Here is a 23,526-nt window from a genome sequence, read left to right as displayed (position 1 = left end):
ATTTCAGCCCTGTGCGGTTGTGTGGTAATGTGCGTTTTCCCTGCATGTTTCTTATTGAGAACCATTCGCTGCGGGAAAATCCCAGAGACGAGACGACCAGACAAGATGTCGTTGCCGATTGACCATGGTCTTTGCCATATCAATAAAATGCTGTCGAGCTTCAGGGGAGCGAAAATCATCGGCGGTGACCAATATGACAACCCAGCCATGCATTTGCAACTTATTGATGCGTGCCATATCCGCACGCATTTGAGCAGTATCTGCATGATATGCGCCTTGATACTCGAAAGCGACTTTGCAATCAGGGTAGGCCATATCAACAATGACATAGGAATTACCGAGATCAATGCGATAATTCGGAATCGGAGATCCAAGACCTGAGTCGTTAAGTGTTCCATATAGCGTTGTCTCTGGTGGCGAATCCGTGTTCTCTACTATGTACGGCAGAGCGGTGAGACAGGTATTGCGGCCTACGAATCTCGGGCTGGATTCCAAATACCGTTTCAACTTGTCCAGCGTCGTGACTTTGCGGCTGCGATGACGGCTCATTAATGCTGAGCCTAAAGCAGCGAGTTCCTCCACGCTGCAATACTTGGCCATTTGAGCCCAGGTCATGGCTGGTGACGTTACCCAGAATCGCTCATACTCACGTTTGCAATATTCTTCCTTGCCCTTGAAGACATGAAACGAAACCCCTTGAATTTCGCTCCGCATGGACGCATTCGATACGGTTGCATGAACCAGATCAGGGGCCAAGGAACAATTCTTAGGGATTGGCGCACCCCAATAGGTCGCCGCATTGATAAAACCAATGCGCAAAGGTCGACGAGTACGTTGCGCTGCCTCATTGCAACGGTCGCGCTCTATTTTTCTCCTAGCAGCAATGTTTTCATTTATAAAAGAAACCATGTCCTGACGGTAAATGTCTTGAGACATGGTGCGCAAGCTAATTCGGGGTATGTGGTTCGAGCTTCTGGAGTTATCCACATTGCTGCCTCGCAGCGAATGGTTCTCAATAAGAACCGTGCGGGGAAAGTACACATTATCACTCGACCGCACAGAGCTGGGATTGGCTTCATTTCAGCAATTCCGGCTTGGTTATGTGCGATTGCGCCCGAAGAATCCCCACACGGTTCTTATCGAGAACCATTCGCTGCGGAGTTATCGGCGGAGACGGCAGTGCAGCCGACGGAGATTAGCAGATGGTAGTCGGGCTAGCCAGAAGCTTAATGCTGTGCCCGCCAGATGTCCGGTTCGACGTAGATTTCCCACTCATACCACGGCAAAGCGCCGCGGATATTGGTCTCGATTTTGTCGACTGTCTGCACGTCAAAATCGCAATCGAGCTTCGAGGTTTCCACTTTCAGACAGAGCAGCACGGAATCCTCATCCATATGGATCGCCTGCATATTGATCAGGCGATCCACACCATCAGTGCCTTCCACGGCTTTGACCACCTGGGCGCGTGTGCTGGGGTCAAGGCTTTCGCCGACCAGCAGGGAGCCGGACTTAAAGGCCAGGGCGGCCGACCCGCAGACCAATACCAAGCCGACGAGCATGCCGCCGATGGCATCATAGAGCTCGTCGCCGGTCACAATGGACAAGCCAATGCCGAGCCCTGCGAACGCCAAACCAATAAGCGCCAGCGTATCCTCCATCATTACGGAGGCCAGCTCGGCGGACTTGGTGCGGCGCCAGAAGCCGACGAGGGAATCGTCCTCAACCTTGACACGCTTCATACGTTCGCGCGCCTCATGCACCGAAGTGTGCAGACCATAACCTTCCAAGCAGGCGGAAACACCCACCACAACCAGTGCTGCGATGAGTTCCACGGATTCCGCCTCGCGTGGCACAGTGCCTTCGATCAGGCCGGCGAGTTTGCCGGCCGCCTGTGAGACCGCGAAAACGCCGCCGACGAAGAACAGCAAAGTCGCCACGATGAAACTGGCCAGATACTTCACACGATGCAGACCAAACGGATGATCGCCGCGTGACTTATGGTCGGAGGCCTTGTCTCCCAGCATCAGTACGAGTTCGTTGGCGCAATCAGCCACCGAGTGCACGGATTCCGAAAACATTGATGATGAACCGGTGAAGGCCGCCGCCGCGAATTTCGCACATGCGACGCCTACATTGGCAAGTAAGGCCGCTTTGACTGCTGCGCCTGCATTCTTCTGATTAGACATGATGCATTCCCTCTTCCGAGGCAGCATTATAGGCGCCCATAACGGTATGTTCTCGGTATGACCCATGTTGCTGCGAGGTATACTAACCTCTCATGGGAAAAACGACGATCAGGGTAGCTTTTGATGACCCGCTAGAGGCGGCGCATTTCCTGCAGCAGTGCCGTAGAAAAGGATATGATGCGCAGCTTGAGGATTCACGGCCGCAGATCAAGCGCAATGGGCCGGCTTTGGCGGCGTGGCTGAAGGCGCATCCCGGCTGGTATAAGGTGGGCGAGTCAGCTAATCGCGCGGCAGCCAATAAGGCGGTGCTGAAGATCCGCAATGGTGAGCGTCGTGGTTTTGAGGGCGGTAAATTCGAAGCTCGGATGGAAAACCAGGATGGTAGTTGGCTGGTGTATGCGCGTTATGCCGGTAGGGTGACCAAGACCCGTAAGCCTCTGGCTGAAGGCATGGAGCCGCTATTTTAGCTTCGACTCTCTTATTTTCGATATATTTCGATATATACAGAAACGATAAAGCCCCAGCTGCTTCAAGCAACTGGGGCTTTACTTATGACCTTGAACTACCTATCAGATGTGGTAGTAGAGCTCGTACTCGAGCGGGGTCGGGGTCAGGCGAGCCTGATCGATCTCGTCGCGCTTGAGGCCAATCCAGGTCTCAATGAGGTCGTCGGTGAAGACGTCGCCGGCGGTGAGGAAGTCATGGTCCTCTTCCAGGGCGTCCATAGCCTCAGACAGGGAGCTCGGGACCTGCTTGATGCCGGCGTGCTCTTCCGGCGGCAGCTCGTAGAGATCCTTGTCGACCGGCTCCGGAGGCTCGATGTGGTTCAGGATGCCGTCCAGGCCAGCCATCAGCTGAGCGGAGAAGGCGAGGAACGGGTTGCAGGACGGATCCGGAGCGCGGAACTCGATACGCTTTGCAGCCGGGGAGGTGCCAGCCAGCGGAATACGAATGGCTGCGGAACGGTTGCGAGCGGAGTACACCAGGTTGACCGGAGCCTCGAAGCCCGGAACCAGACGGTGATAGGAGTTCAGGGACGGGTTGGTGAAGGCCAGCACGGAGGAGGAGTGCTTGATCAGGCCGCCGATGTACCAGCGAGCCAGGTCGGACAGGCCGGCGTAGCCCTTCTCGTCGTAGAACAGCGGCTTGCCGTCCTTCCACAGGGACTGGTGACAGTGCATGCCAGTGCCGTTGTCGCCAGCGATCGGCTTCGGCATGAAGGTGGCGGACTTGCCGGCCAGAGCAGCGGTCTCGTGGACGACATACTTGTACTTCATCAGGTCGTCGCCTGCGTGCTGCAGGGTGTTGAAGCGGTAGTTGATTTCCTGCTGGCCAGCGCCGGCCACCTCGTGGTGGGAACGCTCGAGGATCAGGCCGACCTTCTGCAGGTTGGCGACCATGTCGTCGCGCAGGTCCTGGGTGTGGTCAATCGGCGGGACCGGGAAGTAGCCGCGCTTGACGCGGTTCTTGAAGCCGATGTTCGGGGTGCCGTCTTCTTCAACGTCAACGCCGGAGTTCCACGGAGCCTCGATGGAGTCGACCTCGTAGAAGGAACGGTTCATGCCGTTCTCGAAGCGGACCTTGTCGAAGATGAAGAACTCGGCTTCGGGAGCGAAGGATGCGGTGTCGGCGATGCCGGTGGACTTCAGGTAAGCCTCGGCCTTACCGGCGACCTGACGAGGATCGCGGGAGTACGGCTCGTCGGTCAGCGGGTCGACGATGGAGAACGCCACGTCGAGGGTCTTGTGCTTGCGGAACGGATCGACGAACGCGGTGGTAACGTCCGGCACCAGCTTCATATCAGACTCGTTGATGGCCTGGAAGCCCTGGACGGAGGAACCATCGAACGGCATGCCGTCGGTGAAGGCGTCCTTCAGGAACTCGCTAGCCGGCACGGTGAAGTGCTGCTGAACGCCGATAAGATCGGTGAAACGGACGGAGACATACTCGATGCCTTCCTTATTGATAAGGGCCTCGGCGTCTTCCTTGGACTTGAGTTCGGTCACGGGACCGCTCCTTTCGTGTGGAATTTAACGATATCCATCGTAAAATCGTGCGTTTCGCAAGCTCGAAACTTGGGTTACGAGAATGTTTCGTACTGGTTGATGGGAATTCATAAACCGCGGAATTTCAAGGAATTATTTTTTTCAGCACAATGCCATGGCATGGTAACTTCGTCCGCAAAGTGGACAGTTTGGGCATGCAAAAAGCCCTGTCAATCCATTGCGACAATGAATTGACAGGGCTTTACTAATGGAAATCAGCCGCAGAGAGGATCAGCGGCCGCGCATCGCGCGACGGGAGACCTTCTGCGGGTGGTAGGGGTCGATGCCCTTCGGGATGTTGTAGCCGGTCTTGGCCTGCAGCGTGCGCAGACGATCGTTCAGCGTGGCCATCTCGGCCTTGGTCAGCAGGAAGCGGCGGCGCGGATGAATCTTTGCGATCAGCGCATTCTTGTGGTTGGTCGGTTCGTAGCTCTTGGAGTGGGTCACCTTGTCGCGCAGCTTATCCAGCGGCACCTGCTTGGGGCCATGGCCCACAGGGATGCGATAGACCGGAATGGAGGAGCCGGCGGTGACGCCCTTGATTTCACGTTCCTGGCGGTCCATGGCCTTCATGATGCGGCCGTAATCACCTTCGCCGATCAGGTAGATGCCGTTCATCGAAGTGCCGCGCCAAATGGCATCCTTGGTCTTCGGATCGATCCACACCGGCTCCTGCGGGAAGTCGAAACCGGCCTTGCTCATGTTGCTGAGCACGCCGATGGCGGCACCTGGCTTGCCGTCGATCTGCTTGTAGCCCACGGCATCCGCGCGACGGGTCAGCATCATCGTGGCGAACAGCAGGCCCAACATCACGGCGGTGATCATCAGGAAGATCCAAGTGAGCCAAGACCACTTGAAAATCAGACCGATGATGATCATGACCACGACCGGCAGCAGGAAGGAGCCGGCTTCAAGCCATGGCAGGGCCTTGTCTTCCTTGGCCGTGTACTTGTAGATCTGAATAACCTGCTTGATCGTGCTTTGCTTCTTGGGCTTTGCTTCCTTGTCCGCCATCACTCTTTCCTTTACTGCATGGTCTTCAAAACGAACACACTGGCAAACAACTGTATCAGGTGCGCTGGTCCGCGGTTATCGCGTGTGTAAAGGCCGTCCATCGGCCTTGAGCAGGGCCTCGCCCAATGTTTCGCTGAACGTGGGGTGAGGATGAATCAGTCGTGCGGCATCGGCCAGCGGCACGTGGTTGCCCACCAGTTGTTCGGCTTCGGCGATGATATCCGAGGCCAATGGGGAGACCATATGCACGCCGAGTACTCGAGGGGTGTCCGGTTCGCTTTGGTCGCAGCCGGAAACCACAGTCAGTGAACCGGCTGCGCCGCGCATCAGCATGCGGGCGTTGGCAAGCATCGGATACACGGTTTCCTTGACTTCAAGCAGATCTTCGCGATCCTGCGCCTGATTCAGCGTCAGGCCGACGCAGGCGGCTTCGGGGGAGGAGAACACGACCTGTGGCACGGTCGCTTCATCCACTGGCCGGACATGTTGGCCGGCTATGGTTTCGGCGATGACCAGACCCTGTTCGAACGCGCGATGTGCCAGCGCATGGCCGACGGTGACATCGCCCACGGCCCAGATGCCAGGAACATTGGTCCGGCCAAACGCATCCGTGGCAACATGTCCGCTGCCGGTCAACTCGACTTTCCATGCCGGATCGGTGATTGGTTCGCGGCCTATCGCGGCCAGTGCGATTTCACCCCAAACCTGCTGTTCGCCGTCAACGCCATCTTTGGTGTAATGCACGGTCGCGCCAAGGTTGGCGCCTACATCCACATGGGTCACGCTGGTATGGGTGATGATATTGACGCCATGCCGCTTGAGTTCGCGGGTCAAGGTCACGCTGGTACGACGATCCCAGCTGGAGAGCACACGATCCTTGCGAATCAGCAAGGTGACGTTCGAGCCGGCTGCGTTCCACATCGAAGCGAATTCAAGGGCGACTGCTCCGGCGCCGATCACCACTGCGGAGGAGGGGAATTCATTCAGCTCCAACGCTTGAGTGGAATCAATAAGTGCTGCGGCGAATGGATTATTCGGCAGCGGCCGAGGCTTGGCTCCGGTGGCAATGACAATATTGCCGGCGGCTATGTCAAGCGCGTCGCCAGCCGGTTCCGGCACATCGGCTTTGCGATAGATGGTTATTGCGCTTTGGCCGCTCTCAGGGGTCAGATGCACGAGGTGCCGTCCATTGGCATCGGTCGCTTCAGCCGTAAAGCTGGCGAATGCTCGGAACACCGTGATGCCGCGGTGCGCCAAAAGGCCTGATAATCCGCGAACCATCGTGTCGACGATACGCAGCTTGTAATCATGCAATGTGCCGAAGTCGATGCCATCGACTGTGGCGTTGACGCCAAGCTCGGCAGCCCGGTGCACGGTGTCGATGGTGTGGGTGGCGGTGATCAGTGCCTTGGAGGGGATGCATCCACGGTTCAGGCAGGTTCCGCCAACTGTCGCGTCTCGTTCGATCAGGGCCACCTTCAGCCCAAGTTCCGCGGCGCGCAGTGCGGTGGAATATCCTCCCGGGCCGGCGCCGATAATCGCTACATCATATTGATCGCTCATCATGCACTCCTTTGTCTGCCTCCCGATCTGTGCTCGCATGGACCGGATCATCGTCCCCGAAATATGACTATGGCTCCCATCATAGGGAGCCATAGTGCAAATGAGATACAACAAACGTTGTAAGCAAGTAATTAGTCCTCCGGCCAGTGACCGCGCTTGGCGTAGCGCGGCTTCGGCAGCCTCCAGCGGCGCATCTGGATGGAGCGGCTCCACGCGTAGGAGAAGGAACGGGAGCCCTTGGCCACGGACGCCTCGCCATACTTGGCGATGAGCTTGGCCTTGAGCTTGCGCCACATCAGCCATACATCAATGATGACTGCAAGCAGGTAGCCATACATCAGGGTCATCATGATGATGGAAGCCCAAGTGTTCTGCGATGCGGAGGTGACGAACATGGAGACGATCAGAATGGCGAACGCCACGGGGATGAACCATTCGCCCAGGTTGAAGCGGGCATCCACATAATCGCGGATGTAAATACGCCACGGCAGCCTCTCGGACTTCGGCATATTGTTCAGATCGCCGCTTTGCATGGCGGCGTACTCGCGGTTCTCGCGCTCGCGCATACGGGCCTTGGCGGCCTTGGCGCTGGCCTTGCGATCCGCAGGGACCAGCGGGCGGATGCCGGCGGCCTGCGCCTTCTTCATCTTCGGGGTCGGGCGGCCCTTACCGGCGGACGGATCGGTTTTCTTTTCGGTGGCCGGCTCCACTGGAGCTTGGGCCTCTTCTTTTTTGAACGGGTTCCATGTCATGCTTTGAGGTTACGGTGACGTTCAGACACATGTTGTGTAGGCGTAACCATTGCAATGACGCCCTTTATATATAAGGAGAACATCATGGCAGAACTCACCGTGGACGTAGTGCGCGAGCGCGTCGAAGACGACTGGAATCGCATTGTCGAATTGCTGAACCGCAAGATTGCCTTGCAATCCGTTTCCGCCAAAGGCATCACCGCCGACCATATGAAGCGTTCGGCTGAGTTCGTGGCAGAAGAATTGAAGCTGGTCGGTATCGACACCAAGGTGGTGCAGGCCACCAACGAAGACGGCACTCCGGGAGCCTGGGAGGTTATCGGCTCTCGCATCGTGGATCCTGGTGCCCCGACCGTGCTGCTGTACGCCCATCATGATGTGCAACCGGTGCCGGATGCGGCCGAATGGAACACCGATCCGTTCGTGGGCACTGAGATTGACGACCGACTCTATGGCCGCGGTTCTGCCGATGATGGCGGCGGCATCGCCATCCACTCCGGTGCGCTGAAGGCTCTGGGCGATGATTTGCCGGTGAATATCAAGGTGTTCATCGAAGGCGAGGAAGAGATGGGCTCGCCGAGCTTCATCCCATTCATCACCGCGCACAAGGACGAGTTCGATTCGGACGTAATCATCGTGGCTGATTCCGGCAACTGGTCCGCCGAGATTCCGTCCCTGACTACTTCGCTTCGCGGCAACACCTGCGTGGATGTTACGGTGCGCGGATTGAAGCATCCGGTGCACTCCGGCCAGTACGGCGGTCCGATTCTGGATTCCAATACGCTGGCTGCCATGCTGATTGCCTCGCTGTATGACGACAATGGTGATATCGCGGTGCCGGGCATTGCCTCAGAGGAACCCATCGGAGGTCTGCAGCAGGATGTCGATGAGGCTGGTGTGCGTGCCGATGCTGGTGCTGTTGATGGATATGTGCTTGCTGGTACTGGTTCGTTGGCATCTCGCTTGTGGACCAAGCCGAGCCTGACGGTGATTGGTTTCGACGCGCACCCGGTGGACGGCTCCTTCAATGTGATCAGCCCGGAGACCCGTTTCCGCCTGTCCTTGCGCACCGCGCCGAACCAGCGACCGGAAGAGGCTCAGGACGCTTTGGCCGCGTTCCTGGTGGCGAACCCGCCGTTCGGTGCCGAAGTGGAGGTTGCCAAACTGGAGAACGGCATGGGCTGGGCCATGGATCCAAACGCCGTGGCTACCAAGGATGCGCTGGAGGCCATGGAAGAGGCATTCGGCGTTGCTCCAATCAACCAGGGGCAGGGCGGTTCCATTCCGTTCATCCCCGAGCTGCAGCGACTGTTCCCCAAGGCTCAGGTGCTGGTCACCGGTCCGGAAGACCCGAAGGCCAACGCGCACAGCCCGAACGAGTCCATTTCGCTTTACGGTTTGAAGCATAACGTGATTACCGAGGCACTGTTGCTTGCCAAGCTCGGTAAGTAGCGCACGATAACGATTCGCGATACGGCTTTCCTGCAGCATGCTGTGGGAAAGCCGTTTTTATGTGTCCGCGTAGTTCCGGTAAACTGTTCATCTATTCGCTCTTGCAAGTATTCATGATGATATGGAAAGAGCGGCTTTTGATTCAATGCTTTTGCATTTGCGAACGCATCGCTACAACGGGAGAGGTTCTGGCCCATGGGCAACGATGTATACAAAGGATTGAAAGCGGGAGTCGCATCGATTGCGGCGATCGCTATGTTAGGACTTGGCATTCCCACGGCATATGCCGAGGATTCCAATCCGGTCTCCAACAGTCAGGCAAGCAGCCAAACAAGCATTGGCTCTGACACTGTGGTGACTGATCAGGACGGCAACGGATACGCTACCATCGCCGCGGCCATCAAGGCGGGTGCCGTCACGGTGACTATGCAGTCCGATTTGTCAGAAAATGTTTCCATATCAGGTAAAAGCGGACTGACTATTGACGGCAACGGTCATAAGCTCAGTGGCAGCGTCACATTCGCTGGCAACAATGATGGCGTCAGTGTGCGCAACATCGATTTTGTCGGCACAGGTGTGCAGATTCATGTGAACGGGGCGAATAACAAGAACGTTGACATCCGCAATAATGTCTTCGATGTAACCGCAAACGGCACGTGGGCAGTCATTTATATTCAGAAGACCGTTTCCGGTTTGAATATCGAAGGCAATACGTTCAACGTGGCCGCCTCGGTCACCTCCACGGTCCAGTGCATCGGGTTCGCCTATACTGCGGACATCCGAGCCACGGATATCACCATCGCCGGCAATACACTGAACTCCGCGATCACCAAGGCCTACGCATATTTCGTCATCGGCGGCGGCAACGTGACCAATGGCGAATACGCCATCACCAACTTGACACTCGAGGGCAATACGGTGGCTCCGGTTTCAGGAGGCAACGCGTATGGCGCCTGGCTTCGAAACGTGGATACGCTTACCGTAAAAGGTAACGACTTCTCCGGCTATGCTGGCATCGGTCTCGGCGCAGGCACGGGCATAGCGCCGACCAGGAACGTCACGCTAGAGAGCAACAACTTCAACGTGTCCAAAGGCGGCTTGGTGGTCTCTTCTCCTGAAGCTTTGGATGGGCCAGCTACGGTGAAGAACAATACGGGTTTTTCCTACACCAACACCACGTTGCAGGCCGGTGTCGTACACGCTGATGGGACGATTGACTACTACAAGACGTTATCCGAAGCTTTCAAGGCAATTGCGGACGGAGAAACGCTCAAGCTGCTCAATGACGTTACCGCTACCCTCACCATTGAGGCAAACCAGAATATCGGCATTGATTTGAATGGACACACGCTCACTAACGAAGCGGGCAAGCACACCATTGTCAATAAGGGCACGCTCACTGTCACGGATTCTTCCGCAGCGAAGACCGGCACTGTCGACAATGTCTCCAATTCCAAGGCTGCGGTTGTCAACTATAGTGGTGCTACCGCAACTCTCGCGGGCGGTAATTACACCCGCTCCAAAGAAGCGAGCACGTATGACCCGGATACCGACAAGGCCAGCTCAGGCGGCAACTCTTACTATGTGCTCAAGAATTTTGGCACGATGACTATTAAGGATCCGTCTGTCGTCAAGTTCGCTGACAAGAACACTGGTCTAAGTTCCAGCCTCGTGGCCAACGGTTGGTATAGCGCTTCCGATAACGATGGTGACGCCACAGTCAACGCTTACGGAGCCAATGGTGGTGCCACCCTCACGATTGAAGGCGGTACACTCATCGGCGGCAAGATTACCGTCAAGAACGATGACTGGGGCATCCTCAACATCACTGGCGGCAAGATTACTCAGCCCGTCGAGAATTTCTATGCCGTGTTGACCTACCATAAAGCCAGCATCTCTGGCGGTGAAATTTCTGCACCAATGTTCCCCATCGGCGCTTCCGGCATCAAGAATGCCAAGGGCGACGTGGGCGAAACCATTATCAGTGGCGATGCCAAAGTAATCAGCGAAAAGGGCTACGCGTTGCGTGCGCTCGACAACGGCAAGCTCACCGTCACCGGTGGTACGTTCACTTCCGGCAACAAGCAAGGTGTGAGCGATCTTAAGCCCAGTACCAACGGCACTCCGTCTGTTTCCATCTCCGGCGGCACCTTCAACGTGAAGCCCACCGAAGATGAACTTGCCGAAGATTATGTAGTCAAGGAGAACGCGGACGGTACGTTCGGCGCCAAGCTGCGTGTAGCCGCCACTATTACCAAGGCTGATGGCACCGTTGTGGAATACACCTCACTTGCCAAAGCCGTCAAGGCAGCTGCAGCAGGCGACACCATTGCCGTGCAGGATGCAGAAACCCTGACAGCGAATATTGAAATCAGCAAGAATGTCATACTTGATCTGAACGGCAAAACGGTGAAAACCGCAGGCTTCAAGTTCGCCGTCACGAACGGTGGCAAGCTGACCGTTACTGGTAACGGCACTGTGATCAATACGGTCGCAGCCGATGAGGATAACGATGACTTGCACGCTATGTTTGACGTGTCGAAGGGAGGAATCCTCTTCATCGAGAACGGTATCTACACGGGCGATGGTGCGCCGGTTGCATCTGTCGAGGGCACGATGGTTGTCAATGGTGGTGGCTTCTCCGTCATCAAGGCGGCCATCTTTGTGCTGCCTGAGGAGAGCGGTGCCGCTCTGACAATCAACGGCGGTACTTACCAAGATGCCACTGTGGCAATTTCTGCCACCGCAGGCACCAACAAACTCGCCATCACCGGCGGTAATTTTGATGTGAGCCCTGTATCCTCCGATAAGGATCAGGCATACACGAAGTACATCACTGGCGGAACGTACGCCAAGAACCCCGGTCAGAGCACTATTGCTGATGACAAGAAGTTCATGGCGAACGATTCGGGCCGATACGTAATTGTCGATGCGAAGATTGCCTCGGTCGAGACGCTGAAGGATATTACGGTTGCTGCTGGCACCGATCCTTCTGGTCAGCTGCCGAGCAAGGTGAAGGTCGAGCTTGACAACGGCCTGACGCGTGATGGAGTGGATGTCATTTGGGGCTCCATGCCTGATACGTGGAAGGGGCCCAGGGGCGGCACTATCAAGCTCGAAGGCACTGTGGACGGCTCGGATGGCGTGAAGGCTGAGCAGACGATTATCGTCGAGCATGCCACTATCAAGTCGGCCACGGTTGATGTGACCGAACTGTCCACACCGGCCGGTGTGGATCCGACTGGTCAGCTGCCCAAGCAGGCCACGATCGTCTGGTCCAGCGGCGACTCCGATACGGAGATGGTTGATGTCAAGTGGGACGCAATCAAACTCGGCGACTTCGCCAAGCCAGGATCCTTCGAGGTCAATGGCACGGTGAGCGTGGACGGCTATAGCGCCTCCGTCAAAGTAAAGGTGAACGTGGGTAAGGCCGTGGCCATTAAGGTTGAAGCGACTGAGACCTCGGTGGAGACGATCGCCACGAACAAGCCTTCCGACTTGGACAAGGTGCAGGCGAAGGTTACGTGGTCTGACAATACGATCACTACCGAGGACGTGACATGGCCGGAAATCAACGCCGACCAGTACGCTTCGGCAGGTTCCTTCGATGTGACCGGCACTGTCAAGGGTGTGCAGATCAACGGAGCTGACGCGACCGTCACTGTAACCGTGAATGTTGTAGCTCGTGTGATAGCCAAGGTAACGCCTTCGGATGAAAGCATCGAAGTGGATACCGCGGGCGATGCGGATCCGAAGCCTGCTGTTACCGGCAAGACAACGCTTACATGGAATGATGGTAAGACTTCGACTGTGGATGTGCCGTTGACGCTGCCTGATGGGTGGAATCATCCTCGCGCTGCGCATGATGTGGCGGTGTCCGGCCGCGTCGATGGTTGGAAGGATGCCATTCCGTTCACCGTGCGTGTGAAGGCTGCGGCAGCCGTCGGTGTAACCGCTTCCGGCGTCTCGACAGAGGAGAAGGTAGCGCCCGTGCTTCCGGACTTTGCAGTGGTGACTTGGTCGAACGGCGAAACCTCCGATGAGAAGATCGAATGGCCATCCATCGATGCCGGCAAGTATGAGGCTGCAGGTAGCTTCAAGGTGACCGGCAACGTCAAGGGCATCAAGGTCGACGGCAAGGACGCGACGGTGACCATTACGGTAACGGTGACCGCAGCGACGATTACCAGCGTGGACGCTCCTGCGGATGTGGTGGTCACCAAGTCGGGTGTGAAGCCTGTTCTGCCTGCCACGTTGACCGCACATTGGTCGAACGGCACCGAGTCCCAGGTGAGCGTCGCATGGGGCGAGCTGAACAAGGATGCGTACACGGCTTTGGCCGGTGGCGATTATGAGCTTAAGGGCTCGGTCGCCGGCTGGGATGGCAAGGTGACCGTCAAGATACATGTCGATCCTGCCACTCCGGTCAAGCTGGCCAATGACGGCAAGGTCGAGACGACGACCAAGGTGGGCGTGGCTCCTGAGCTGCCCTCTCAGCTGAATGTCGTGTGGTCGAACGGCGACAAGCTTGCCGCGGCAGTGGCATGGAATGAGATTGATTCCGCGCTGCTGGCCAAGGTCGGTACGTTCACTGCCACTGGCTCCGTCACTGTTCCTGCCGACGCATCCGGCCTAGCCGAGGGAGCTGCCGTCTCTACGACGGTTACTTTCCCGATCATCGCGACGGTGACCGTTGAAGCCGTGCCGGTGACAAGCGTGGCCATTTCCGTGGATTCGACTGATTTGGCTATCGGCGGTACAGCCAAGGCCGTTGCCACAGTCAAGCCTGGCAACGCCACTGATCAGAAGGTGACTTGGACCTCCTCGGACGAAAAGATCATCACCGTGGATGCGGACGGCAACGTGAAAGCCATTGCCGAAGGTACTGCGGAGATTACCGCCACCGCTGGTGGAGTGAGCTCCAAGGCTGTGAAGATCACGGTGACCAATGTGGCTGTCAAGGCCGAGGCGACCAAGACCTCGGTGGAGACCATCGCCACGAATGCTCCCGATTTGAGCAAGGTGCAGGCGAAGGTTACGTGGTCTGATGGCACGACCACCACTGAGAAGGTCGAATGGAAGGCGGTTGACGCTGACCAGTACGCTTCGGCAGGCAACTTCAAGGTGACCGGAACCGTCAAGGGCATCACCATTGATGGCAAGAAGGCAACCGTAACCGTTACAGTGAATGTCGCCGCTCGTGCCGTCACTGCTGTTACTGCGTCTCGCGAATCCATCGAAGTTGCCACCGCCACTGATACGGATCCGAAGCCTGCTGTCACTGGTAAGGCGATGCTTACGTGGAATGATGGCAAGACGTCTGAAGTGGATGTGCCGTTGGCGTTGCCTGATGGTTGGAATCATCCGCGTACTGCACATGATGTGGCGGTGTCTGGCCGTGTTGATGGTTGGAAGGATGCCGTTCCGTTCACTGTGCATGTGAAGGCTGCGAAGGCTATTGGTGCGGCTAATCCTGCTGATGTCTCTACGGAGGAGAAGGTAGTGCCTACGCTGCCTGAGACCGCCGTGGTGACTTGGTCGAACGGCGAAACCTCCGCTGAAACCATTACTTGGAATCAGTATGACGAGGGAAAGCTTGACAAGCCCGGCAAATTCACTGTCGAAGGCTCGGCTAAGGGCCTGTCTGTTAGCGTGACGGTGACGGTCGTCGCAGCGACGCTAACCGGTGTGGATGCGCCTGCGGATGTGGTAACCACCGCGTCTGGTGTGAAGCCTGTTCTGCCTGCCACGTTGACGGCGCATTGGTCGAACGGCACTGAGTCTCAGGTTGGTGTCAAGTGGGCCGAATCGGATGCATACACGGCTTTGGCCGGTGGCGATTATGAGCTTAAGGGCTCGGTCGCCGGCTGGGATGGCAAGGTGACTGTCAAGGTGCATGTCGATCCTGCCACTCCGGTCAAGCTGGCTAACGACGGCAAGGTCGAGACGACGACCAAGGTGGGTGTGGCTCCCGAGCTGCCCTCTCGGCTGAATGTCGTGTGGTCGAACGGCGACAAGCTTGCCGCGGCTGTGGCGTGGAATGAGATTAATTCCGCGCTGCTGGCCAAGGCCGGTACGTTCACCGTCTCCGGCGTGGTCACCGTTCCTGCCGACGCATCCGGCCTCGCCGAGGGATCCGCACAGGCCTCTACCATCACCTTCCCGATTGCGGCAACGGTAACCGTTAAGGCTGGTTCATCTACGAACCCGAATGACGGTGAGGACAACGGCAAGGACAATAACGATAACGCAGGCAAGAAACCAAGCAAGACGCCTCTTTCGGACACAGGCGTTGCAATCGGCGGCATCGCCTGCCTGACTGTGCTGTTGTTTGCCGCTGGCATCGTATTGTCGATCAAGCGTCAGCGCCGCTGACAGTAGAGGTGCCTATTAGGTAAAACCATAGGGTCGAGCTTCGGATATTTTCGAAGCTCGACCCTAAATTTATTTTGAAGTTTTATAGCAGTTATTGCCTTTGACTGCACTTTGCCTTATAGTCATGGAGTTGACACGGGAGCTGCCTTAAGGCGGCTGAGAGGAGACATACAAGTCTCGACCGATGGAACGTGACCGGGTAATGCCGTTCGTCACGGAATTGTCGCTCTTACATACCCGTGCCTGAACCCAAGCGATTTGAAGGTTTCACAGCCTTTAAACGCATGAGAAGAGAAGAAAAGGCACAATCATGACTGAAGCTGTGGCTAAGGCCAACTACAAGTGGCGCGTTGTCGATATCGTCGTCGCCGCCATCATCGCCGTTGCATCCGGTGTTATCTTCTGGGGCTGGGACATCGTCTGCGCTGTTCCGCTGACCCTGTTCGAAAGCGTCACCCCGGGCTTCGAAGGCCTGCTCAACGGCTTCTGGCTGTTCGCCGGTCCGTTGGCCGCCATCATCGTGCGCAAGCCGGGTGCCGCACTGTTCGCTGAAACCCTTGCCGCCTTCCTTGAGCTCACCCTGGGCAACCAGTGGGGCGTTGGCGGTTCTCTGATCGTCGGCATCATCCAGGGCCTTGGCGCTGAAATCGCTTTCGCCGTATTCGCCTACAAGAAGTGGAACATCGGCACCACCCTGCTCTCCGGCGCTCTGGCCGGCGTGGGCTGCTGGGTCTACTACTGGGCCACCAACCCGGGCTGGAACTTCCTGCGCGTCGGCTGGTACCTCGTGGGCTCCATCATCTCCGGCCTGATCATCGCCGGAATCGTGGTCTGGTTCCTCTCTCGTGCGATCGCCGCCACCGGCGTGCTCGATCGCTTTGAGTCCGGTCGCGCCCAGGCTCGCGTCTGATGCAGGTACAACCGGCCGCCGTTGAAGCCAACGGCTGGGGCTGGAGGCACGCAACGCGTAAGGATTTCGCGTTGCGTGCCGTTGATTTCACTATCCAGCCAGGTGAACGTGTACTCTTACTCGGTGCTTCGGGTGCCGGCAAAAGCACGATGATGGCTGGACTCGCCGGCGTGCTCGGCGGCGATGAGGAAGGCGAACAGGAAGGCTCGCTGACCATCGACGGCGTGGACGCCCGCGAGGCGCGAGGCCGCGTGGGCTTGGTGCTCCAAGACCCGGACTCGCAGATCATTCTTGAACGATTGGGCGATGATGCAGCATTCGGCTGCGAAAACCTTAACGTGCCGCGCGAGGAGATCTGGCAGCGCGTGCGTGAATCCCTGAACCTTGTTGGTCTGGGGGATCTTGACCTCAATCGCTCCACTCGCCATCTTTCCGGTGGCCAACGCCAGCGCCTTGCATTGGCCGGCGTACTCGCCATGAAGCCCGGACTGCTCCTGCTCGACGAGCCGACCGCCAACCTCGACCCTGAAGGAGTGGTCGAAGTGCATGATGCGGTCAAGAAAGTCGTGGAATCGACCGGGCAGACCATGGTGGTGGTGGAACACCACATCGATGTCTGGCTTGATATGGTCGATCGTGTGATTGTACTGGGGCGTCCGGAGCCCGGCGATCCTTCTGGCGCGGTCATTGCCGATGGCAAGCCGGACGAAGTGTTCGCGGCGATGGGCGATGTATTGGCATCCGGCGGCGCATGGGTGCCCGGCCGCACGATTCCTGATTATCGCCCGGGATCAGCTGCTGCCAAGGCAGTGAATGTGACTAATGTGTCCGCGACCGCCGACGAACTGAACGAGCATATGCCGGTGCTGAGCTGCCGGAACCTGAGCTTTGGCCGAGGCAGCGCACTGGGCGCTGGCGTCAATCTTGATTTCTATCCCGGCGAAGTCACTGCCCTCATGGGGCCTAATGGTGCCGGCAAGTCGACGTTTGCGTTGACGCTGGCCGGTCTGCTGCCGCCGGTCGATGGGCAGGTGCTGATAGCCGAGAATCTTGCTCCACGTGCAGACCGTCGTGAGCCTATCATGTGGAAGAGCCGCGAGCTGCTTGGCCGTATCGGCATGGTGTTCCAGGAGCCGGAGCACCAGTTTGCCGCGAATTTCGTACGTGATGAAGTGTCGGTTGGCCCGAAGTCAATGGGCAAAACACAAGAAGAGGCCTATGCCATCGCGGATTCGATGCTGGAACGCATGAATCTGACCCGATTCGCGCAAGCGAATCCATATACACTGTCAGGCGGTGAGAAACGACGTCTGTCCGTGGCCTCGATGTTGGCTGCCGCACCGCAGGTATTGGTGATGGACGAACCGACATTCGGCCAGGATTTCACCACATGGACCGAAATGGTCAAACTCATCGCCGCTATTCGAGACCAAGGCTCGTGCGTGATCATGGTGACGCACGATGAAGCGCTGGTGAATGCGTTGGACGCGCGTCGCGTGATGTTCCAGGAGGGGAGTCGGGCATGAGCGATTCCGTGCAGATTGCTATGCGGCATAATGAGCGTGCGATCGAAGTCTCTGAAGATGCGAATGGCATTGCCGATACTGTGACCGTCAGCCCGCAGGATACGCGAGTGGAACCGGTCAAACTGGCTTCGCCCTCATGGTTTGTGGCGCGTATCAATCCGGTCAGCCGCATTATCGGCGCACTGCTGCTGTGCATTCCGATGTTCTTCAGCTTGGATTTGGTGTCTTCGTCCAGCGCTCTGGTCATCGAATTCATACTGTTATGGATCGGCGGCGTGGCACCGTGGACGGTATGCCGCAAGACATGGCCCGTCTGGATTGCCGCGCTTGGCAGCTTTATTTCGGTGTTCTTGTATGCGCGAGTCTCCGGTGAGATTGTATGGTCCGCTGGCTGGATTGTGATTTCCGAAGGGTCATTCCCGCTGGCATTGGCCACGGCCATTCGTGTGGCGGCCATTGCTGTTCCCGGTGTGATTCTGGCTTTGGGGCTTGATCCCACCGACTTGGCTGACGGTTTGGTGGAAATTCTGCATTTCTCCCCGCGGTTCGTTTATGGCGGTCTGGCGGGTCTGCGCATGTTCACCTTGTTGCAGGATGACTGGCGCGCTTTGGGGCTGTCCCAGCGTTCCCGTGGTTTGGGTGACGGCAACGCCATCATGCGTGCGCTTTCTCAGGCATTCGGTTTGTTGGTGCTTTCCATCCGCCGCGCCACCAAGTTGGCCACCGCTATGGAGGCTCGTGGCTTCGGCTCGGATGCCCCGCGTTCCCAAGCCCGCGTCTCCAGCCTTCATGCCATCGACTGGATCTTCTACGCCATCTGCCTGGCCATTCCATTCGCCGCCCTAGCCCTAGCCGTCGCCACCGGTAATTGGCATTTTGCTTTTCAAGGTGCTTGAAAAGCGTTAATGAGCGCAGTGCTTTTCAAGGTGCTTGAAAAGCGTTAATGAGCACAGTGCTTTTCAAGGTGCGTAGTTTATTTCACCTCCGCTGTACAACCTTGCGGTAGGCTAAAGCCTATGCCGATTAATGCCCAGATTCTCGATAATCCAAAGTCGGACCGTGTGCGCCGTATCGCCGACCTCGCCCGTACCAAAGGCCGCGAACGCTCCGGTCGTTTCCTTATCGAAGGCCCGCAGGCGGTGCGCGAAGCCGTAACCTGGCGGCCAGACGTAGTACAGGACCTGTACGTGGAGGTTTCCCAAGCGCTGGAGCATCCGCGCATCATTTCGTCCACGTTGGAGAAAATCGTGGACAAATCCCAGGATGCCACGATTTACGTACACCAGTGCACTGGTGATGTCATCCGCCATATCAGCAAGGATGCGCAAGGTATTCTGGCAGTAGGCAATGCGCGGGCGATGCAGAGCGACCCCGAAGATATTGAATTAGGGGAGAAGCCACAGATTGCCGCCTTCTGGCAGGTGCGCGACCCGGGCAACGCCGGCACGGTGATTCGTGCGGCCGATGCAGCCGGCTGCGATGCCGTGATTTTTGTGGACAATTGCGTCGATCCGCTCAATCCGAAGGTTATTCGATCCACGGTCGGCTCATTGTTCCATATTCCGGTACTGCATATGGGAACTGCAGAGTTCTTCAGCTGGGCTGCTGATCAACATGTGGACGTGTGGGCGGCCGATGTGTACGGCACCAACGATCGCAAGCCTGAGAGCTTGCCGCAGGTGCTTGCCGACCAAGCGTCTGTTGCTGAGTCCAAAGTAGTGCTGTTCGGCAACGAGGCACGTGGGTTGGAGACGGAGATCCTGGAGCAGTGCCGACGCATCATCTCCATTCCGCTCTATGGCAAAGCCGAATCATTGAACCTCGGCACCTCGGCCGCGGTCATGCTGATGAGCCTGGCTATGTCGGGTCATATTGAAACAATGTGAGTTTGGAAAATACGCTGCAAACATTAGAAAACCGCGTTGAGTAATCATCGAACGAAAGGGTTCTCGTGGCAGAACAAATGGTGTTCGATGCCGACCAGGTAACCGCTGCGGTTGCCGAGGGCATCGAGAAAATCCAGAACGCCTCCAATCTGGAGGAGCTGAAAGCCATCAAGACACAGTACGCAGGCGCTGATTCTGCGATGACTCGTGCCAGCAAGGCCATCGGTTCGCTCCCTGTAGATCAGAAGAAGGACGCGGGCAAGCTCATGAGCAAGCTGCGCGCCGACTTCGGCCGCGCCTATGGACCCAAGGAAGTCGAGCTCAAGGAAGCCGCCGAGAAGGCTGCCCTGGCTGCTGAAACCGTGGATATGACGCTGCCGGTGAACCGCAAGCCGCTGGGCGCCCGCCATCCGCTGGCCAAGCTGATGGAAGATGTCGAGGACTTCTTCATCTCCATGGGCTGGCAGATCTCCTCCGGCCCGGAGATTGAAGCCGAATGGTACAACTTCGACTCCCTGAACTTCGGCCCTGATCATCCGGCCCGCCAGATGCAGGACACCTTCTACGTCAAAGGCAATCAGGCCAAGGACGCAGCAGGCTTCGTGGGCTCCAACATGGTGGTGCGTACGCAGACCTCATCCGATCAGGTTCGTGCACTGCTCACCCGCGGTGTGCCGCTGTACATCGCCAGCCCGGGCCGTGTGTTCCGCACTGATGAGCTTGACGCCACCCACACCCCGGTGTTCCACCAGTGCGAAGCCCTCGCCGTCGACAAGCACCTGACCATGGCTGATTTGAAGGGCGTGCTGGACAAGCTCGCCGTGGCCATGTTCGGCCCAGAGGCCAAGACCCGTCTGCGTCCGAGCTACTTCCCGTTCACTGAGCCGAGCGCCGAGCTCGACCTGTGGTTCCCTGATAAGAAGGGCGGCCCGGGCTGGCTCGAATGGGGCGGCTGCGGCATGGTGAACCCGAACGTGCTGAAGTCCGCCGGCATCGACCCGGACGTGTACACCGGCTTCGCCTTCGGCGTGGGCATGGAGCGCACGCTGCTGCTGCGCAGCGACATCAACGATATGCACGACCTGGTTGAAGGCGACGTGCGTTTCGCCGAACAGTTTGTGATGGGGGAGTGATTCAGCCATGCCTATGATCGATATCGATTGGCTCAAGGACCATGTCGAGGTTCCTGAAGGCCTGACCTATGAGCAGCTCGCCAAGGACCTCGTCAAGGTGGGCCTTGAGGAAGAGGAGATTCACGCCTCCCAGGTGACCGGCCCGATCGTGGTCGGCTACGTAGTGGACGCCACCCCGGAACCGCAGAAGAACGGCAAGATCATCAACTGGTGCCATGTGGACTGCGGTGACGAATGGAATGAGACCGACGAGAATGGCAACAAGGTTCCGCGCGGCATCATCTGCGGTGCTCCGAACATGAAGGCCGGCGAAAAGGTCGTCGTGACGCTGCCGGGCGCCGTGCTGCCGGGCGACTTCAAGATCGAACCGCGCAAGACCTACGGCCACATCTCCAACGGCATGTGCGCTTCCGAGCGCGAGCTGGGTCTTGGCGACAACCACAACGGCATCATCCTGCTGCGCGAGTACGGCTTCACCAAGGCCGAGTATGAGGCCCTCAAGCCCGGCCAGGACGCCATGCATCTGCTGCATTTGGATCAGCCGCTGCTCGAGATCAACATCACCCCGGATCGTGGCTACACCCTCTCCTACCGTGGCGTGGCCCGCGAATACCACCACTCCACCGGTGCTCCGTACACCGATCCGGCCATCGCCCTCAACGAGAAGGCTCCGGAACCGGCCGACTACCAGCCGGGCACCAAGGTGGACATCGACGTCGAAATCGATGACAACAACCCGATTCACGGCGTTCCCGGATGCGACCGCTACTACGCCCGCATCGTCAAGAACTTCGATCCCACCGCCAAGACCCCGAACTGGATGCGTCGACGCCTGACCCGTGCGGGCATGCGCTCCCTGTCTCTGGCAGTGGACGTGACCAACTACGTGATGCTGGATCTCGGCCAGCCGATGCACGCCTACGATCTCGACAAGCTCGAAGGCCCGATTGTGGTCCGTCGCGCCAACGCCGGTGAGAAGCTCACCACGCTGGATGGCAAGGAACATGAGCTCAGCGTCGAAGATCTGCTCATCACCGACTCTCCGAACGGCGAGCGTGGTTCCCGCATCATCGGCCTTGCCGGTGTGATGGGTGGTCTGTACGGCGAAGTGACCGCCGACACCAAGAACATCCTCTTGGAAGCCGCTCATTTCGATCAGGTGACCATCGCCCGTTCCGCACGCCGCCACAAGACCCCGTCCGAGGCTTCCCGTCGTTTCGAACGCGGCGTGGACACCGCACTGCAGCCGGCCGCCGCTCAGATGGCCGCCGAACTGCTGGCCAAGTACGGCAATGGCGAGCCGAGCGAACACCCGAATGATGTGAACAACACCAAGCGTCGCAAGGTCATTCACTTCAAGGCCTCGGAGGTGGCTCGTGTAGCCGGCCTCGATGTGGACATCAACCGCATTTCCGACATCCTCACCGATATCGGCTGCACCGTTGCCGGTGGCGGTAACGGTGAATTCTCCGTGACTCCGCCGACCTGGCGTCCGGATCTTGGCGCTCCTTGCGATTTGGTCGAAGAGATCGCCCGACTGGTCGGTTACGACCAGATTCCGGTCACCGTGCCGCCGGCTCCGGTGGAAGGCCTCGTGGGCCTGACCCCGAACCAGCTGCGTCGCCGTCGTATCGCGGACGAACTTGCCGAGTACGGCATGGTGGAAGCGCTGAGCTACCCGTTCGTGGGCGACGAGGACTACAAGGCCTTCGGTTATGATGCCGAATCCACCAAGAAGGTCAGTGTGGAGATCGCCAACCCGCTGTACGGCGATCGTCCGTACCTGCGTCGTGAGATTCTGCCTACTCTGGCCACCACCGTGCAGCGCAACATCCGCCGCGGCATCGAGAACGTCTCCCTGTACGAGCTGGGCCATGTCTACCTGTGGGATCCCAACGCTCCCGCCATCCCGGCTCTGCCCGGTGGCGTACGTCCGACCGACGAGCAGCTGGCCGCACTTGATGCCGGCCTGCCTGATCAGCCCGACCACGTGGCCGGTATCCTGACCGGCCTGGCTGAAGACGCCGGCTGGCTGGGCGGCAAGCGCCCGGTCGATTGGTCCGATGCCGTGGAAGCCGTGCGCCGTATCGCCGGTCGTATCGGTGCGAACATCACGCTCGACCAGCCCGCCGCCGACGATGTTCCCGCACAGTGGCATCCGGGCCGCGCCGCCCGCGTGATGGCCGGCGATGTGTTCGCCGGTTGGGTTGGCGAACTGCACCCGCGTGTCAACGAGGCCCTGGGCTTCCCTGAGCATTCCGCCGCCTTCGAGCTGAACCTGACCGACCTGTTCGCCACGTTGACTGGCAAGCCGGTTCAGGCCAAGCCGATCTCCACCTTCCCGCCGGTCAAGCAGGATCTGGCGTTCACCGTGGACGATACGGTCAGCGCCGCTCAGGTGGAAGCCGTGATTCGCGAAGCCGCAGGCGCCAACCTCGAATCCATCGAATTGTTCGACGTGTTCACCGGTGAGCAGGTGGGCGAAGGCAAGAAGTCCCTGGCCTACGCCGTGGTCTTCCGCTCCCCGAGCAAGACGCTCTCTGCCGAAGACAGCGAGGCGATTCGTGCGGATATCGTCGCGGCGGCCGCAAAGATTGGTGCGCAGCTGCGCGCCTGACCTACCTGGGCTCCCCGAAGTCAACTGAGGGGAGCCTTGCCCATACTTGAACGACAGTTAAGGAGCG

The 23,526-nt window shown here is 58.2% G+C and carries 15 protein-coding genes; 9 read left to right on the top strand and 6 right to left on the bottom strand.

What is annotated here, in order from left to right; all coding sequences use genetic code 11:
* Positions 1–51 precede the first annotated feature (51 nt).
* Positions 52–897, bottom strand: coding sequence for an endonuclease domain-containing protein (locus F7D08_RS04920; protein ID WP_152209588.1), 846 nt, complete (start codon positions 895–897; stop codon positions 52–54).
* Positions 898–1,226: 329 nt separating this feature from the next.
* Positions 1,227–2,186, bottom strand: a complete 960-nt coding sequence (locus F7D08_RS04915) for a cation diffusion facilitator family transporter (RefSeq protein ID WP_226803376.1) — start codon at positions 2,184–2,186, stop codon at positions 1,227–1,229.
* Between the two features lie 92 nt (positions 2,187–2,278).
* On the opposite strand from F7D08_RS04915, the gene F7D08_RS04910 reads away from it, so the two are divergent.
* A complete protein-coding gene (locus F7D08_RS04910) occupies positions 2,279–2,653 on the top strand; it encodes a hypothetical protein (RefSeq protein ID WP_152209553.1) in 375 nt (124 codons plus the stop codon).
* Positions 2,654–2,755: 102 nt separating this feature from the next.
* Here the strand turns inward: F7D08_RS04910 and glnA are convergent, their stop codons facing one another.
* The 4 genes from glnA to F7D08_RS04890 all read right to left on the bottom strand — a co-directional run bounded on the left by glnA (position 2,756) and on the right by F7D08_RS04890 (position 7,560).
* On the bottom strand, positions 2,756–4,192 hold the full coding sequence (gene glnA, locus F7D08_RS04905) for a type I glutamate--ammonia ligase (RefSeq protein ID WP_100493673.1): 1,437 nt from the start codon (positions 4,190–4,192) through the stop codon (positions 2,756–2,758).
* A gap of 270 nt (positions 4,193–4,462) precedes the next feature.
* Positions 4,463–5,245: a DUF4191 domain-containing protein gene (locus F7D08_RS04900; RefSeq protein ID WP_152209552.1), complete on the bottom strand. Its 783-nt coding sequence runs from the start codon at positions 5,243–5,245 to the stop codon at positions 4,463–4,465.
* Between the two features lie 75 nt (positions 5,246–5,320).
* On the bottom strand, positions 5,321–6,808 hold the full coding sequence (locus F7D08_RS04895) for a dihydrolipoyl dehydrogenase family protein (RefSeq protein WP_152209587.1): 1,488 nt from the start codon (positions 6,806–6,808) through the stop codon (positions 5,321–5,323).
* A 131-nt stretch (positions 6,809–6,939) separates the two neighbouring features.
* Complete coding sequence (locus F7D08_RS04890; protein ID WP_152209551.1) at positions 6,940–7,560, bottom strand: DUF3043 domain-containing protein; 621 nt, start codon at positions 7,558–7,560, stop codon at positions 6,940–6,942.
* 84 nt (positions 7,561–7,644) lie between these two features.
* On the opposite strand from F7D08_RS04890, the gene F7D08_RS04885 reads away from it, so the two are divergent.
* From F7D08_RS04885 to pheT, 8 genes are all read left to right on the top strand, one after another.
* On the top strand, positions 7,645–9,012 hold the full coding sequence (locus F7D08_RS04885) for a dipeptidase (protein ID WP_152209550.1): 1,368 nt from the start codon (positions 7,645–7,647) through the stop codon (positions 9,010–9,012).
* A 195-nt stretch (positions 9,013–9,207) separates the two neighbouring features.
* Complete coding sequence (locus F7D08_RS04880) at positions 9,208–15,387, top strand: Ig-like domain-containing protein (protein ID WP_152209549.1); 6,180 nt, start codon at positions 9,208–9,210, stop codon at positions 15,385–15,387.
* A 310-nt stretch (positions 15,388–15,697) separates the two neighbouring features.
* A complete protein-coding gene (locus tag F7D08_RS04875) occupies positions 15,698–16,297 on the top strand; it encodes an ECF transporter S component (RefSeq protein ID WP_152209548.1) in 600 nt (199 codons plus the stop codon).
* Complete coding sequence (locus F7D08_RS04870) at positions 16,297–17,823, top strand: ABC transporter ATP-binding protein (protein WP_193316193.1); 1,527 nt, start codon at positions 16,297–16,299, stop codon at positions 17,821–17,823. The genes F7D08_RS04875 and F7D08_RS04870 overlap by 1 nt, the downstream gene beginning before the upstream one ends.
* 68 nt (positions 17,824–17,891) lie before the next feature.
* Positions 17,892–18,719 carry an energy-coupling factor transporter transmembrane component T family protein gene (locus F7D08_RS04865; RefSeq protein WP_152209586.1) on the top strand — a complete coding sequence of 276 codons (828 nt, stop codon included), beginning with the start codon at positions 17,892–17,894 and terminating at the stop codon, positions 18,717–18,719.
* A gap of 120 nt (positions 18,720–18,839) precedes the next feature.
* On the top strand, positions 18,840–19,709 hold the full coding sequence (locus F7D08_RS04860; RefSeq protein ID WP_152209547.1) for a TrmH family RNA methyltransferase: 870 nt from the start codon (positions 18,840–18,842) through the stop codon (positions 19,707–19,709).
* Between the two features lie 77 nt (positions 19,710–19,786).
* Complete coding sequence (pheS, locus tag F7D08_RS04855; protein WP_193316198.1) at positions 19,787–20,842, top strand: phenylalanine--tRNA ligase subunit alpha; 1,056 nt, start codon at positions 19,787–19,789, stop codon at positions 20,840–20,842.
* Between the two features lie 7 nt (positions 20,843–20,849).
* Positions 20,850–23,459 (top strand): phenylalanine--tRNA ligase subunit beta, encoded by a 2,610-nt coding sequence (pheT, locus tag F7D08_RS04850; RefSeq protein ID WP_152209545.1) that lies wholly within the window; start codon positions 20,850–20,852, stop codon positions 23,457–23,459.
* Positions 23,460–23,526 lie beyond the last annotated feature (67 nt).

The organism is Bifidobacterium cebidarum, from assembly GCF_009193305.1.
Classification (GTDB): domain Bacteria; phylum Actinomycetota; class Actinomycetes; order Actinomycetales; family Bifidobacteriaceae; genus Bifidobacterium; species Bifidobacterium cebidarum.
Note: the sequence above shows the minus strand (reverse complement) of the source record. Positions and strands in the feature narration are given on the sequence as shown.